Source organism: Komagataeibacter oboediens (assembly GCF_003207815.1).
GTDB classification, from domain to species: domain Bacteria; phylum Pseudomonadota; class Alphaproteobacteria; order Acetobacterales; family Acetobacteraceae; genus Komagataeibacter; species Komagataeibacter oboediens.
This window is the reverse complement of record NZ_NKTX01000053.1, coordinates 1-14819: the sequence shown is the minus strand read 5'-3', so window position 1 is coordinate 14819 and position 14819 is coordinate 1. Positions and strand designations below refer to the sequence as shown.

15 protein-coding genes are annotated in these 14819 nt (G+C 60.2%); 4 read left to right on the top strand and 11 right to left on the bottom strand.

All coding sequences use genetic code 11. The features are described from left to right. The 3 genes from CFR80_RS13950 to CFR80_RS13940 all read left to right on the top strand — a co-directional run. Positions 1 to 217 (top strand): transposase domain-containing protein (locus CFR80_RS13950; protein WP_146221620.1); only part of this gene is annotated, 217 nt, incomplete at its 5' end. After that, positions 114 to 884, top strand: a complete 771-nt coding sequence (locus tag CFR80_RS19440) for an LPD29 domain-containing protein (RefSeq protein ID WP_309146439.1) — start codon at positions 114 to 116, stop codon at positions 882 to 884. The genes CFR80_RS13950 and CFR80_RS19440, both read left to right, overlap by 104 nt. A gap of 112 nt (positions 885 to 996) precedes the next feature. Next, positions 997 to 1407 carry a hypothetical protein gene (locus tag CFR80_RS13940; RefSeq protein ID WP_146221654.1) on the top strand — a complete coding sequence of 137 codons (411 nt, stop codon included), beginning with the start codon at positions 997 to 999 and terminating at the stop codon, positions 1405 to 1407. Positions 1408 to 1550: 143 nt separating this feature from the next. On the opposite strand, the gene CFR80_RS13935 is transcribed toward CFR80_RS13940, so the two are convergent. From CFR80_RS13935 to CFR80_RS13890, 10 genes are all read right to left on the bottom strand, one after another. After that, entirely contained in the window at positions 1551 to 2663 is a 1113-nt protein-coding gene (locus CFR80_RS13935) for a Fic family protein (RefSeq protein WP_110507540.1), read from the bottom strand. A gap of 263 nt (positions 2664 to 2926) precedes the next feature. Continuing rightward, positions 2927 to 3688 carry a hypothetical protein gene (locus CFR80_RS13930; RefSeq protein WP_007284538.1) on the bottom strand — a complete coding sequence of 254 codons (762 nt, stop codon included), beginning with the start codon at positions 3686 to 3688 and terminating at the stop codon, positions 2927 to 2929. Next, positions 3685 to 4413: a hypothetical protein gene (locus CFR80_RS13925; RefSeq protein ID WP_110507539.1), complete on the bottom strand. Its 729-nt coding sequence runs from the start codon at positions 4411 to 4413 to the stop codon at positions 3685 to 3687. The genes CFR80_RS13930 and CFR80_RS13925 overlap by 4 nt, the downstream gene beginning before the upstream one ends. Beyond that, positions 4414 to 6255 carry a 2Fe-2S iron-sulfur cluster-binding protein gene (locus CFR80_RS13920; RefSeq protein WP_231867181.1) on the bottom strand — a complete coding sequence of 614 codons (1842 nt, stop codon included), beginning with the start codon at positions 6253 to 6255 and terminating at the stop codon, positions 4414 to 4416. A gap of 407 nt (positions 6256 to 6662) precedes the next feature. After that, the gene (locus CFR80_RS13915; RefSeq protein WP_110507537.1) at positions 6663 to 7226 is read right to left on the bottom strand and encodes a c-type cytochrome; all 564 of its coding nucleotides are present in this window, start codon (positions 7224 to 7226) and stop codon (positions 6663 to 6665) included. 66 nt (positions 7227 to 7292) lie between these two features. Next, positions 7293 to 7685, bottom strand: a complete 393-nt coding sequence (locus tag CFR80_RS13910) for a hypothetical protein (protein WP_018307592.1) — start codon at positions 7683 to 7685, stop codon at positions 7293 to 7295. Positions 7686 to 7765: 80 nt separating this feature from the next. Further along, on the bottom strand, positions 7766 to 8572 hold the full coding sequence (locus CFR80_RS13905; RefSeq protein WP_110507536.1) for a copper resistance protein B: 807 nt from the start codon (positions 8570 to 8572) through the stop codon (positions 7766 to 7768). Beyond that, entirely contained in the window at positions 8569 to 10401 is a 1833-nt protein-coding gene (locus CFR80_RS13900) for a copper resistance system multicopper oxidase (protein ID WP_061491051.1), read from the bottom strand. The genes CFR80_RS13905 and CFR80_RS13900 overlap by 4 nt, the downstream gene beginning before the upstream one ends. Positions 10402 to 10477: 76 nt before the next feature. Next, positions 10478 to 10819, bottom strand: a complete 342-nt coding sequence (locus tag CFR80_RS13895) for a hypothetical protein (protein ID WP_258367817.1) — start codon at positions 10817 to 10819, stop codon at positions 10478 to 10480. A 68-nt stretch (positions 10820 to 10887) separates the two neighbouring features. After that, positions 10888 to 11160 (bottom strand): metal-sensitive transcriptional regulator, encoded by a 273-nt coding sequence (locus CFR80_RS13890; protein WP_062106135.1) that lies wholly within the window; start codon positions 11158 to 11160, stop codon positions 10888 to 10890. 43 nt (positions 11161 to 11203) lie between these two features. Between CFR80_RS13890 and CFR80_RS13885 the strand changes: the two genes are divergently transcribed. Then, on the top strand, positions 11204 to 13630 hold the full coding sequence (locus CFR80_RS13885) for a heavy metal translocating P-type ATPase (RefSeq protein ID WP_082783004.1): 2427 nt from the start codon (positions 11204 to 11206) through the stop codon (positions 13628 to 13630). A gap of 92 nt (positions 13631 to 13722) precedes the next feature. Here CFR80_RS13885 and CFR80_RS13880 read toward each other — a convergent pair. After that, a partial coding sequence (locus CFR80_RS13880; protein WP_258367816.1) for a type II restriction endonuclease occupies positions 13723 to 14819 on the bottom strand: 1097 nt, incomplete at its 5' end.

Sequence of the window (14819 nt, the reverse complement as noted above, 5' to 3'; positions counted from 1 at the left end):
GAAAGCCTGGTTGTTCGCCGGGTCCGATCGTGGCGGAGAGCGCGCCGCCGCCATGTATTCCCTGATCGTCACCGCGCGCCTGAACGATGTCGATCCCCATGCATGGCTCGCTGATGTCCTGGCACGGATCAATGACATCCCCAATCCACGCCTCCATGAACTCCTGCCCTGGCACTGGAAAGCCCACCAGCAGGTCCACAATACCATCGCCGCCTGAATACGCCCGCGTCTCCCGCCGGATGCTTACCCGTCGGTCTCCTGATACGAGCTTAAAACGCTCAGATGACCGGCACAAAACCGTTACAAGTCCAGTTCATGACCCGCAGCGAACCGACCCTTCCCGGCGCCACTCAGTTACACCAGCGTTCGACGTTGTTTTTGAGGATGCGAGCGTATCGTACCGACTGCCTGAAGCGGTCCTGAGAGGTGTCCAGTGGCGCGTCTATCCACGTGAGGAGGGGTTTGCGGATGCTGCCACATTGTCGCGTCTGCTCGCGGATGCTCAGGCGGCACGGGCACAGGCTGAAGCCGCGGCCCGGATGGCGCAGGAAGCGGAGATGGAGGCAATCGCCAGCCTGCGGAGCGATCCCGCCTGGGCGTCTCTGATTCAGAGTGATACGGGCGACGGTACGATCGCCGCGAAAAATATCCGCGCCCTTCTGAAGACCTCTTTTCCGGAAACGAAATTCTCGGTGCGCAAACTGCATTACGGCACCCTGAAAGTGACCTGGGAGGCGGGGCCGACGCGGGACGCCGTATGTGCGGTGACCTCACGGTTTGCCTCGGGCACTTATGATGCACACACCGATTGCCACGGCAGTTGCCTTACGCCGTGGATGCGCGTGTTCGGGCACGCCGATCACATCTTTCTCTCACGAGGCTGACGCCGCGCCCTCAGAGGGCGTTTTCAGGACGACTGTCTGGTCCCGGCGTCAATGCAGCGCCGTGGACCAGGCCTCGCTGCATCTGATCTGAATACCGAACAGGAAATGAATCATGTCCGAGATCACCATGGACACAGAGAGCCATTACGGCGCGGGACACCGTCTTGAAACGGCTCGCACCGAGGAGGGCGTCATGCCGTTTTTTGACGTTACCCTTATCGAACGTGTCGTGACCTCAGACGAAGTGACCTTCAGGGTCGCGGCTGCATCGGCGGAAGCGGCTGCGCGTCTCGTCCTTGCGGCGGTTCCCGATGACACGGAACCGAATGGCGTGCGCCGGGTGAGGTTGCCCGATGGTCAGGAAGGCGGTCTGGAACCGGAGGAGGTCACGCATGGCGAGATCACGGCCCACGTGAGTTTTGCCGGCGTTGATGAATGCTGCGGTGAATTCGGTCCTTCGAGCTTTTATGATCCTGGCATCGTGGACAGGATTGCCTCTCAAATTGCAGCAATCGCAATTTGAGAACAATGCAGGATTAACAGGACGTTTTGACAGACTTTTTTCCGTCTCGGCCTGATCTCATTTTTTATCTCATCGCCCAGCCCTACCAACGCTACAGTAAATCTACCGCACTGGGACACCTCCAGTTACCCCGGGTCGATGCTCTACACCTCAGGGAAAACCAGTACGTAGCTCGTGCTTCTGCCTCCTGCTGCCTCCCTGGCCAGAATATCGCGCGATACGAGATCATTGATATCACGCAGGGCTGTATCCGGTGACGTCTTTGCAAGCTTCGCCCATTTGGAAGAGGTCAGCTTGCCCTCGAACCCGTCCAGCAGACGGTTCAGCATGAGGCGTTGCCGGTCATTGATCGATTGCCCGGCCAGATTGTCCCAGAAACGGGCTTTCTGGATGACTTTTCCCAAGACCAGATCAGCACGATCAAAGGCCCGATCCAGAGCCCCCAGAAACCAGAGCAGCCAGGCCGTGATGTCCATATTCCCTTTTTGAGTGGCCTCAAGGATCCCATAGTAATCCTTCCGCTCCTGACGGATCTGGGCTGACAGGCTGTAGAAACGCTGGTCCGTCTGCTCCGAGCGCGCCAGCATGAGGTCGCCGATAGCCCGCGCCATGCGCCCGTTTCCGTCTTCAAACGGGTGAATGGTAACAAACCACAGATGTGCGATGGCTGCCTTCAGCACAGGATCCAGCGCTTGTCCGGCATTGCACCAGTTGAGGAAGACCTGCATCTCCGCGGGCACCCTGCTGGCTGCTGGCGCCTCATAATGAACCTTCTCTCGTCCGACAGGGCCTGACACGACCTGCATCGGGCCGGTTCTGTCATCACGCCATCCTCCGACCAGAATACGTGACATGCCGTTTCGGCCGGTTGGAAACAAAGCCGCATGCCAGGCGAACAGTCTTTCTTCGGTCAGCGGATCGGCATAATGTCGGGTCGCATCCAGCATCATCTCCACGACGCCTTCGACATCCCGATCCACCGGTGCCAGTGCGCCAATATCCATGCCCAGTCGCTGGGCGATGGAAGAGCGCACCTGCTCACGATCGAGGTTTTCGCCCTCAATCTCGCTCGACTTGATGACATCTTCCGTCAGGGTCTGGAGCACGGCTTCCGACCTGAAATCGAAGCCGAGACTTTCCATACGGCCTAGGAGGCGTCCCTGCCGATGACGCACCGCGGCTAGTTCATGGGCAATGGTATCCTTGTCCCACTGAAAGCCGGGCCAGTCTTCATGCTGATGAATGTATCGCGCCATATTCCCTGCACTCCTTGCGGAGAATATGGCGCTTAATCACCGCAAACCGCAAGGCTATATCCGCATGATATGCGGAAAATAAGTGAGTTCTTCCACCCATCTGTTCGAAACTCGGAAGAGAAGTCATCAATGAGTCAAGCCCCCATGTCACTACAACTGGTCTTCCGTGAATCACCGATCGCATCCGTTGGGAATCCATATTCCGAATTTTCTGCCAAAGTAGTGCTAAACACGTAGGGTAAGTTTTCGTGACTCAGTCAAGATTAATGGTGCTTATACCACCCGTATCCTCGAATATTGTTCCACGCATCGGTGGTATGACACGCATAGCAATGCTCCACTGGCGCATCCTGATGTGCCACGTGCTGCGAAATCATTTTAAAATGCATCATGTAATGGCTGGGCGGCGCCTTGTGACATTCGTTGCAATCCGTCGATGTCTGATCGGCGGGATGCTCAAATGATGAGATCAACCACGTATTTGTAGCGTGGCAGGTCGCGCAGTCAGGGCCAAAGCGTGCGCGATGAGGATCGACGTTGGAGTGACAGCTTGCGCAATTCAGACGCTGGGCGGAGTTACCAACCGGAAGATGCCCGACCGGCATAGATGATGCCCCGACGATCCCCACTGCCTGCAGTTTTGCGACAGTGTCTGACCAAAACTCCGTCCTTGTCAGCGCCCCGTGATCCATCATGGTCATGTGTGGCCTTTCGCCGTGCTCCACATGACAGGAGGTGCATTGCGTCGCCGCAACATGAAACCGGGTAGATTGCTTATCGGCGAACGACGCCAGAGAATGACATGTCACGCAGTTATTACTCACAACACCTGAAAAGGGCTTGTGACAGGTCTCGCACTGGCTCGCTATAAACTGATGCGCCTTCGAGACCGGTCCCGGACTCACCAGTCCTTCCCAGCCTGGAATGGCGTTACTGCCGGAATGATGCATGGTAAGCGGCACCGCCACACCAACGATTAAGGCCGCGGCCGCAAAAATCGTATAGAGCAGGACGACGGGCTTCATATCCACCTCAACCCGTAATACACGCCCGACCAGATATGAAGAACCAGCAGAAAATAGAGGATCGTCGCAAGAACAATGTGGACCTTACGCCATCGCCCGAACAATGAATTCACGACGTTCTCCGATCTGACAGCGTACTCGACATCTGCCAGCGCGGAGGCGATGGTGGCTTCGCTATCCAATGCACCCCGCGTACCCGGATAGGCCGATGTCAAAAGAAGACGCTGAACGATGTTGCGGGGCGCATCCGACGTCTCGGACATCAGATGCGCCATCCCGGCACCGGCAAGTGCGGCGCGAAGTTGTGCCAACTCCTGGGCGCGGCCACGCAGTCCACGGCCGATCTGAATCAACATGTAACGTCCGACATAGCCGCTGATGACGAGGACGAGCATGACGCCGGTGAGGGAAATCCCCATCGGGCTGTCGAATTTGTGGGCCGCGTGGATCAGGCCGAGAATAGGAGCCAGAACGCCGGCATAGATATGCACCGACAGCAGAGTGCGGCTCTCAATCCGAGGTGCAAAATAACGATGCACGACAGGAATCCGCTTTCCCGCCACATAGATCAGCGGCACCAGCATCAGGATGGCGGCGGAAATGCCAATCAGACTGCCGGCCAAGCTTCCGGGAAAGCGCGGTGCGACATGCACCAGAAATCCCAGCGGAAACAAGACCAGCAGGACAACCAGAGCACCAACGACAATTGCGCTGCGTTCCTGCATTTATGCCTCCACCACAAGCGGGCCACCGGTCGTCTTCGCCTGGCAGGCCAGGATGAAGCCCTTGGCCTTGTCGGCCGGATCGAGCCCATCCTCAACCGCCATTGTCACCTGGCCTTGCAGCAGGTGTGTTATGCACATGCCGCAGATCCCGGACCGACAGGAGGATGGAATAGTGACGCCGGCCGCGTCCGCCGCGTCGAGAACCGATTCATCCAGTTGCAACGGGGCCGATTTCCCCGATGTGGAGAAAGTAATGGTCGTCGCCGCAGGGGTGGTTGCTGGCGACGAGGATCCCCGTGTCGGCGTTGCAGCAACGGCCGCTGGTGCCGGCTTCATCGCAGCCGGTCCGAATGCCTCGCTGTGAACATTGGCAGCCGGTACGCCAAGATCCGCCAGCATCGTCTTCATGCTCGCCATCATACCTGGTGGCCCGCAGACATGGATGCGTCGGTTTACAAGATCAGGCACTGACTGCTGGAGCAACTCCTTCGTAATGCGCCCTTCTGGTCCAGACCATTCAGTTCCCGGCGATCGCCGCATGGTCGCAATTACACGCAGCTTGTCGTTACGGCGTTCCAGCCATTCGATTTCCTGGCGAAAGACATAGTCCGCGCTTTCATGCGCAGAATAGACAAAGTAGATGTCGCCCGGCCAGACGATGTCGGTCAGATATCTTAGAACTGCCATCATCGGCGTAATGCCAACGCCACCGGACAGCAGGACAATGGAGTCCGCTTCCTCACCGGTAAAGGTAAACATTCCAGATGGACCAGCAATCTTCAGAAGGTCGCCTTCCTTGACCGTATCGTGCAGGTAACGCGAGACGAGGCCCTGTTCTTCGCGTTTGATCGTCAGTTCCAGATGTTCGATTCGACCCGGCGATGATGCGATCGTGTAGGATCGGGTCGCGGGCTTGCCAGATGTCGGCTCGATCGTGAGCTGGACGAATTGGCCCGGTTTGAAATCGAATGGAATCCGCCCCCCATCAGCGGGCACTAGATAGAAGGTCGCGATCGCCGGGGTCTCCCGGATGACACGAGCAACTTTCAGGCTACCACGCCAGAGCCCCTGCCGAGGTGGAATAACGGTCGACACGACGGTCCCATCGCCTGAACCCGGAGTGGGTGGCACCGGTGGCTTAGGGCCGTTGTTCATCGGCGATGGGGGCGCAGGCGGTGAGGGGGGCTGCGGCACAGACACCCTGGTGGCATTGAGGATCTCCTGCACCCGGTGCAACCGCAGGATCTGCAAAATCAGCAAAGCGATCGAAACCAGGATCAGGATCGTCATGAACACCAGATGCGCCGGGGTCAGGCCAAAAAATATGCTGTTCTGCTGACGTGTTTCAGCGGCCGGCAAACCCATCTGCGTGTTGAACCAGTTGAATGCCACGATTTGCGGGTTCACGAGGCCCGTAGCAGCTGCCCGCGCGGCCATGCCGCTATCGAGCAGTGAGACACCCTCGTGGATATCTTGGCTGGACCGCCGCATCGCTTCCAATGACATAGACTGACCGGCATCGACCGATGCGGCGCCGATCTCGCGAAGGCCATCCTGCATCCGTTGCGCTGCGATGTCGGCCAGCATCTGACGTTCCTCGCTCGTCAGGTTCGGGTGCGTCATCATGAAGGTGTAAAGCGGCGTACGGCCACGAGCGCCACAACAGCCTGCGTCGGCCTTGTCCGACCCGGGAGTTGCACTCAGGGCCTGCCCTGCCTCAGGCAGCATGCGCCCCATCATGCCTTCCATGCCCGCAGGCTTGGACGACGATCCACCAGCGTTGCCCATGCTACTCATGTCACCCATGCCCGGGTGATGACTGGCATGCTCATCACCGTCCATGGACATCATCCCGGAGCCGGGTTGAGAGGACATTGGCTCCATACAGCCAGTAGACCCGGCATCATGCGCGGCACCCCTTGACGCGGCCATCGGTCCGTCATCTTCCGGTTGATCGCGCCTCAGTGCCAGCGAAGGCTGCGGGATTCCTGTCGTAGGTCCCGCCATGGTGCCACTGGACATGACCGTCGTTGGGCTGCCAGAAGACGTGGCCGATGCCTGCGGGAAGCCCTCTGATGCACTGACGAGCAGCGTCATTATCGCAACGATCATCCCGCGAAAAACGACCCTCATGGTGTCCCCCGCAAAACACGCGCCCATTCGCCTTTGGGCGCCGTCAACGTCCCATCATTTACTATACAGGGGTATGGCATTATTTATCTTGATCTCAATCAAGCCCTTCACCGCAATTACTGCTGCGGCATCGGCATATTCATGTCATGATGCATGTGATGTCCGCCGGCTGCCATTGCCTGGGCAACCAGAGCCTGATAGGTGGACCTGTCCATACCCGGCAGTTTCTCCAGAAATCCCACGATGTTCCACAGATCATCATCACCATGATCCGCCCAGGACGGCATGCCCGACATCTTGATGCCATGCTTGAGGATCCAGAACAGTTCGCCCGGTGTATAGCGTTGCGCCACATCCTTCAGAACCGGCGGCTTCGGATACATCCCCACCGCCATATCCTCGGCCTCGACGCCCGGCGCGGAATGACAGGAGGCGCAATGCGTCGAAAAATGCGATGCGCCGCCGACGAGCCGTGCCTGCGTTTCAAGATCGACAGGTGCGGTAATGCCCTCGGCGTGATGCCGGATTGAATGGAGGCGTGCCGTTTCCAGAACACGATAGGTCAGCCGCCAGTGCGGCGAGGTGGCGCCCACATCATACAGGCCACCGAAAACGACGGTCGCTCCTGCGCCGATCCCAAACAGCAGGATACCGGCGAACCCCCAGATCAGTCTTGTCATACGTGCCTCCCTGGGCCTTTCCAGGGGCGACGCTGATGGCGCCGCCCCGCTCCGGTCAGGACCCGATCAGCGCTGATGAACCGCGTCAGGCATGCCCTGCGGCCCCATCGGCATCTTCATGCCGCTTTCCTTGTCACCGCAGCCCATTTTCATCTTGTGATCTGACGGCGCCATGGCGTGGCCGTTCGACATATTCATGCCCTTCATCTTCATACAGTCTCCCATCTTTCCCTTCATTTTCATGCCCTTCTCCATGCCCTCCATGCCGGAACCGGACATGCCGTCCATTTTCATCTTGTCGTGGTCCATCCCCGACATGCCGGACATGCCCTGCATCCCGGACATATCCTGACCCTGCGGCTGGGCCGGTGCCGGAGCGGGGGTCTGGGCATGCGCAACCGAGACCGTGGCCAGAAGTGCGGCCAGAGCGGCCGAGAACCTGAAATTGATAGTCAGCATTTGTAAGTTCCTTATCTTTTGTTATCTGAAACGGGGCCGCACGGAGCGCCCCGCAACGACTTCACATCGGGCAGGAGCGGTCAGAACCACATCCTGATCCCGAAGGTGAAATTCAGGTCATGGACACGCTCATTCCTTGAACGCGCCATGTCGGCGGCCTGACCGAACGTGCCGGAGTAACTCACGCCGATATAAGGCGCGAATTTCCGATGCCATTCGTAGCGAAGCCGCAATCCCGTATCGATATCGGACAGCCCGGTTCCGACGCCGCGCGCACGATCGGACGCGGAATAGAAGTTCATCTCGACCTGGGGTTGGAGAATCAGGCGATTAGTCAGCAGGATATCGTATGAGCCCTGCAGACGCCCCGCCGCACCCCGGTCGCTGAAATAGGCCGTGGCCTCCACATTGAAGAAATATAGAGCCAGTCCCTCGACCCCGATCGCGCCCCAGGCCCGTGTGGGGCCGTTGTCAATATCGAGACGCACGCCGGTCTGGACATCGAAATACCGGGAGATAGCACGATCATAAAGGGCCTCATGGTCTCCATCACCGAACTTGCCGTTTGTGCCGACCGTGCCTTCGGATTTCAGCCAGAGCTTGTCGTAGTCGGTGCCGAACCAAGCCTGCCCATCGTAACGGAACTGCCCGCCATCGGCACCAAAGCGCGCCTCGAACTGGTCGAGCAGCGCATGCATGTAGATGTTATGGTCCATGACCGGCTGGATGCCGTTGATATAGACCACGGGCGCGGGAGCCGAGGCGGTCTGCGCTTCCTGGGTTCCTTCGCTCTGGCGTGCCGGGACTGACTGGGCGCGTCCCGTGCCAGGTACCGCGGTAGCCAGTCCAGCGGCAAGGACCGTGCCACCTATCAGACCCCGGATCACGACACCACCACCGTGCGGAACATGCCCACCTCCATGTGGTAGAGCAGGTGGCAGTGATACGCCCACAGCCCGGGTTCGTCCGCCGTGACCAGGTAACTCAGCCGCTCACCCGGCTTGACGGTAATCGTGTGCTTGTAGGGTCGGCACTCGCCCTGCCCATTTTCCAGTTCACTCCACAACCCATGCAGGTGGATCGGATGCTCCATCATCGTGTCGTTGATCAGGACGAAGCGCACCCGCTCGCCCAGGGTGAGACGAATGGGCTCCGCTTCCGAGAACTTCTTGCCGTCAAACCCCCAGATGAAGCGTTCCATGTTGCCGGTCAGATGCAGGGTGATCTCGCGCGATGGCGGGCGCGGGTCCGCGCCCGGGATCGTCGCCCGCAGATCGGCATATGTCAGAACGCGGCGACCATTGTTCTCCAGCCCGTCGCCCGGTTCCGCCAGCCGGTTGATCGGCATCATGGCGACACTCTGCACCGCGACGCCGGGCTTCAGCTCTGTTTTATGCCGCGACGCAGCCGCCATGCCCGGCATATCCATCGCAGCGGCTCCGGGTCTGTTGGCCTCCTTCATGTCCATGTGATCCATGTCCATGCCGCCGCTGGCAGGGGCTTCACCGGGCTTCCCCGGCGAACTCCCCATCTCCATGCCCGCCATGCCGCCCTTCATGTCCATATTCCCCATGCCCATGTCGGTCATGGTGCGCAGCGGGCGCGGGTCCATGGGCGGGACCGGACCGGCAAGGCCCGGACGGGTGGCGAGCGTGCCGCGTGCGTATCCGGTACGATCCTCAGCCTGGGCAAAGACCGTGTACGGTCCATCGGCGGTGGGCTCGACAATCACATCGTAGGTTTCCGCAGGTCCAATGCGGAATTCATCGACAGGGATGGGCTCCACGTCATTACCGTCGGCCTGAACGACGGTCATCGTCAGGCCGGGAATGCGCACGTCGAACAGCGTCATCGCCGATGCATTGATGAAGCGCAGGCGTATGCGCTCGCCCGGTCGGAACAGGCCCGTCCAGTTTGCAGCAGGCGACTGGCCGTTGATCAGGTAGGTGTAGATGATGCCCGACACATCCAGAATGTCGGTCGGCGCCATGTTCATGGCACCCCATTGCAGGCGATCTCGGATCGTCGCACCCAGCCCCTGCCGATGTGCGTCACGGAAGAACGTGTCCACCGTACGCTGGCGGAAATTGTAGTAATCGCTCTGGAATTTGAGGTTGGAGACGATGTCCTCAGGATCGACGTCGGTCCAGTCGGACAGGACCATCACATAATCGCGGTCGAAATGCTGCGCGTAACCGTCTCTCGGGTCGATGATCAGAGCCCCATACAGGCCCGTCTGCTCCTGGAAGCCGGAATGGCTGTGATACCAGTAAGTGCCGCTCTGATGCAGCGGGAAGCGATAGGTGAACGTGTCACCCGGCGCGATCCCGCCAAAGCTCAGACCGGGCACGCCGTCCATGTCGGCCGGCACCCGGATTCCGTGCCAGTGGATCGAACTGGGCTCATCCAGCCGGTTGGTGACATTCAGTTCGACTGTGTCGCCCTGACGCCACCGCAGGATCGGCGCGGGCGTGGAGCCGTTCACACCCACCGCGTGCATGCGCGCACCGGTGATATTGACCGGCACAGAACCGACCGTAAGGTCGAAACGGGTGCCAGGCAGCGGGTCGGGCCGACCCGACGCCGGTGTATAGACCGGAGCGTAGGCGCCCGCGCTGCGCTGCGGGACGGCCAGCGCCGCCCCCCACAGGCCCGTCCCGATGACGAAACGGCGGCGCGTGATCGCGCCCCGTCCCGTAAGTGATCGTATTGACATGAATAATAGTCCGCAAAAGAGAGAAGGCGGAACCGGTCATAGGTCCATGACCAGCCCTGAGACTGTCAGAACAGAATCAGGCCATCTGTCTGGGCGGCGGCAGGGCGGGCGCGAACGCACGGCCGACCATGCGATCTGAGCGCGACATGCCGAAAGGCGCGGTAACACCTGCGTAATCAAACGCCCTGGTCACGGATGGTGGCGTCAGCCAATTGGCGACGCAGGAACCCTGGACACAGCAATCGCCGCAATGATGACATGGGTGATGATCGTGGCACGGTTCATGATTGCAATGTGCGGTCGCCGCATCCGCATGAGATGGCATCTGCATCCCTGGCATGTCGACCATCGGCTGGGTAACCAAAGCAACTGTAGAAGACACCGTGGCGGCATGACCCGGCATGATGGACGCCAGCATCAGCCCCACCTGCAGAAGCAGGCAGGCCAGCAACCGTCTCAACCGTGTCGCGCCGATCCCTTGCACGTCTACCCCGTTATCTTGCTGACCGTTTCGATCAGTTCTCCGATCTTTTCCTGACGCTCCACCGGATCGCCGGATTCGATCGCCTCTACAACGCAGCCCGCGATATGTTCGCGCAGAACAAGCCCCTCGAGCCGATGCAACGCCGCCTTGGCGGCCCGAAGCTGAAGCAGAACATCCACGCAATAGCGGTCGTCGTCCACCATTTTCTGGATGCCACGCACCTGACCTTCGACCCGTTTCAGGCCCTGTAAAATCTTTACCCGTGACTGCCTCATTGCGATATACCCTACCGGGGCATACCTTGAAGTGCAAGCGATTATGGCATACTTCGACGCCGCGGCTGGCGGCCACAAGCAAGGGGGCTTCATGACGAACGACAATACAGCAGCTTGCGCGTCCCATCTCCATGGAGATGGTCCCACCCCGGCAGCGACCGGAGTTGACGCGCACCTGGTCAAGGATCCTGTGTGTGGCATGACGGTCGATCCCGCGACGGCGACGCATCATGCCGACCATGATGGCCGGACCTGGTATTTTTGCAGCGCGCACTGCCAGACAAAGTTCGAGGCCGCCCCCTGTCATTACCTGCACAAGGCGGACACGACGCCCATCAAGCCTCAGCCCAGGCGGGCCGGGATGATCTGGACCTGCCCGATGCACCCCCAGATCCGACAGGATCACCCCGGCTCCTGCCCCATCTGCGGCATGGCGCTGGAACCGGAGGAGCCATCCGACGCCGACATGCCCAACCCGGAACTCGTGGATTTCAGCCGGCGCCTATGGGGAGCGAGCATATTGGCGGTCCCGCTCGTCGTCATCGCCATGGCGGCGGATATGGGAGGGCTGGCATTTTTCGATGGCGGCCTGACGAACTGGATTCAGTTGGCGCTTACGGCACCAATCGTGCTGTGGGCCGGCTGGCCGTTCCTCGAACGCGGCTGGATGTCTCTCCGCACCCGGCATCTGAACATGTTTACGTTGATCATGCTGGGCGTCGGCGCGGGCTTTCTCTACAGCATCGCCGCGACAGTAGCCCCTGGCCTGTTCCCTGCTGCCTTCCGCATGCATGACGGGTCGGTCCCAGTCTATTACGAAGCCGCAGGTGTTATCGTGGCCCTGGTGTTGGCCGGGCAGGTCCTGGAACTGCGCGCCCGCGCCCGTACCAGTCGCGCCATTCGCGCCCTGCTGGATCTCGCACCGAAAATCGCACACCGGGTCGGCGCGCAGGATCGCGAGGACGACGTACCGCTGGCCCAGATCGTGCCCGGCAATCGGCTCCGCATCCGGCCGGGGGAAAGCATCCCGGTGGACGGCACCGTCATGGACGGGCGCTCCAGCGTGGACGAAGCCATGCTGACAGGAGAGCCAGCACCTGTCGCCAAGGGCCCGGGTGACAAGGTGACGGGCGGAACCATCAACGGCACCGGCAGCCTGCTGATGACGGCCGAGGCCGTTGGCTCGGACACGATGCTGGCCCGAATCGTCAGCATGGTGGCGGCTGCGCAGCGTACACGGGCACCGATCCAGGCGGTGGCGGACCGGGTCTCCGGCTGGTTCGTGCCGCTGGTCGTGCTTGTGTCCCTGCTGACCTTCGTCGTCTGGCTTCTGGTCGGTCCGCAACCGCGCTTCGGACACGCACTGCTGAACGCCATTGCGGTCCTGGTGATCGCCTGCCCGTGCGCGCTGGGCCTGGCCACTCCGATGTCGATCATGGTCGGCATGGGACGCGGGGCGCGAGCCGGCGTGCTGGTTCGCAACGCCGAAGCACTGCAGGCGCTGGATACGGTCGATACGCTGGTGATCGACAAGACCGGCACCGTAACGGAAGGCAAGCCCCGGCTGATCGCGACCGAAACATCAGGTGCATGGGATTCCAGCATCGTCCTGCGGTTGGCGGCATCACTGGAAACGCAGTCCGAGCATCCGCTGGCCCAGGCGCTGGTCGCCGCGATGACGGCGCAGGGCCTTCAAGCCGCATCGGTCGGAGATTTCGCCTCTCAGACCGGCCTGGGCGTGACCGGCACCGTGGACGGGCATGCCGTCGTCGTCGGAAACCAGGCCCAGATGCGGCAGCAGGGCATCGATGCGTCAGCATTGATCCCTGTCGCGGACAGCCACCGGGCGGAGGGCGCGGGCGTCATGTTCGTCGGCATCGACGGACAGGCCGCTGGGTTGCTGGTCGTGGCCGATCCGTTGAAGACCGACGCGAAGGAGACCATCGCGGCACTGCACGCAGTCGGCATGCGGATCGTGATGCTGACGGGCGACAACGCCCGGACTGCGGAAGTCGTCGCCCGTCAGGCGGGGATCGACGAGGTGCATGCCGACCTCAAGCCTGAGGACAAGGCCGCAATCATTCGTGACATGCAACACAAGGGAGCCCGTGTCGCCATGGCGGGCGACGGCGTCAACGACGCGCCGGCCCTGGCCACCGCCGATATCGGAATCGCCATGGGCACAGGCACCGATGTCGCGATCGAAAGTGCTGGGATGACACTGGCACAAGGCAGCCTCGCCGGACTGGTACGCGCCCGCCGCCTGGCACAGGCAACGATGCGCAACATCCGGCAGAATCTGGCATTCTCCTTCCTGTTCAATGGGATCGGCATTCCACTTGCCGCAGGTGTCCTGTATCCCGTCTTTGGCCTTACGCTGTCGCCCATGTTCGCGGGAGGCGCGATGGCCCTGTCATCCCTGGCCGTCGTGACAAACGCACTGCGGCTCAATGCCCTGAGACTTCGATAAAAGCAGATTGCCTATTTCGTTCGGAAGGCATGCCTATCCGCGACAGGAACCCACACGAAGCGATGACCCGTTCATTACAAGAGCATAGATTTTCACGCAGGGATCAGCAGATGGGATATAGCTTGAATGGGTTTCATACCCTGCCCAAAGCGCTCAATGGCCTTACGATCCTTCTCAAGCGCCCCGTAAGGCAGATACCGGACTTTCAGATCGGCAATCCTGCTGAAAGCCGGTCGCCGCAGTTGTTCCCGCACATCGGCTTCCCGCTTATCCGGCGCAACAAGGAACAGTCCCTCCAGGGCCTGCGCCTCTGACCCGAGAGCAAGATCCAGCATCCGCACGATGCCGGAATAGATGGTCGTTGAATGCTCAACCTCGAAGGCTGCCACAATCCTGTGGCTTTCCCGACCGAGCCACAGAACATCGATCAGGCGCACGGATTCCGCTCCCTGCGTTTCCGTCGTGAACCCCGGCAACATCGACAGACAGCCATCTCCCAATTTACCGTCCTGCCATGGACGGCCACGATCATTGGCAGCAATCCAGACATCATACCCTAGGGAAAGCCCCAGATCGCGAAGCCAACCCTGAATTTCGGTATGGGTGTGATCCGTTTCCCGCTCTGCGGCGAGTATCCGGGCTTCTTTTGCGCTCTGCTCCCTCACCTGGTGAAGATCGGCTTCCCAGAGTTTTCGCGCTGTTTCATCATCATTGAGAGGCGGCGCCGTATAGCGTCCGCTTCCGACGTCAAACAGCAGTCCTCCAATGGCGCCCAGATCATTGGACAGCAGCGAACGATAAGTCGCATTCAGCTTCAGGATGCCCTGCCGCATGGCAAGATATTCCTCCCAACGCCCCAGCTTCACCTTTGATCCGGTCAGGGCATTATAGCCCTTCACGATCGCCGTATTGAAAGGCGGCATGATTGTGGGGTGCAGGAAATACAGCAGATTGGCGACGGCTGGTCCCAGTCCCTTTATCTTGCGGGCATCAATCGCATGAATGGCCGAGACCACATGCTCTTCGGTATTGCAGCACAGACAGGTATCAAGAAGCAGCCCGAATGCTTTCTGGTTGGCAGGATTTTCGTAGAGGCCATCGTGTGGATGGTACGCTAAACAACGTTTGGCATGAACAATAAAGGAACGATCAGGCGGCACGAGCCTGTTTCGACAGATTGAGCGTCTTG

Excerpts from the sequence above, each read along its gene's own strand:
- CFR80_RS19440 (WP_309146439.1), top strand. The coding sequence starts at position 114 with ATGTCCTGGCACGGATCAATGACATCCCCAATCCACGCCTCCATGAAC.
- CFR80_RS13940 (WP_146221654.1), top strand. The coding sequence starts at position 997 with ATGTCCGAGATCACCATGGACACAGAGAGCCATTACGGCGCGGGACAC.
- CFR80_RS13935 (WP_110507540.1), bottom strand. The coding sequence starts at position 2,663 with ATGGCGCGATACATTCATCAGCATGAAGACTGGCCCGGCTTTCAGTGG.
- CFR80_RS13930 (WP_007284538.1), bottom strand. The coding sequence starts at position 3,688 with ATGAAGCCCGTCGTCCTGCTCTATACGATTTTTGCGGCCGCGGCCTTA.
- CFR80_RS13925 (WP_110507539.1), bottom strand. The coding sequence starts at position 4,413 with ATGCAGGAACGCAGCGCAATTGTCGTTGGTGCTCTGGTTGTCCTGCTG.
- CFR80_RS13920 (WP_231867181.1), bottom strand. The coding sequence starts at position 6,255 with ATGGACGGTGATGAGCATGCCAGTCATCACCCGGGCATGGGTGACATG.
- CFR80_RS13915 (WP_110507537.1), bottom strand. The coding sequence starts at position 7,226 with ATGACAAGACTGATCTGGGGGTTCGCCGGTATCCTGCTGTTTGGGATC.
- CFR80_RS13910 (WP_018307592.1), bottom strand. The coding sequence starts at position 7,685 with ATGCTGACTATCAATTTCAGGTTCTCGGCCGCTCTGGCCGCACTTCTG.
- CFR80_RS13900 (WP_061491051.1), bottom strand. The coding sequence starts at position 10,401 with ATGTCAATACGATCACTTACGGGACGGGGCGCGATCACGCGCCGCCGT.
- CFR80_RS13895 (WP_258367817.1), bottom strand. The coding sequence starts at position 10,819 with ATGCTGGCGTCCATCATGCCGGGTCATGCCGCCACGGTGTCTTCTACA.
- CFR80_RS13890 (WP_062106135.1), bottom strand. The coding sequence starts at position 11,160 with ATGAGGCAGTCACGGGTAAAGATTTTACAGGGCCTGAAACGGGTCGAA.
- CFR80_RS13885 (WP_082783004.1), top strand. The coding sequence starts at position 11,204 with ATGGCATACTTCGACGCCGCGGCTGGCGGCCACAAGCAAGGGGGCTTC.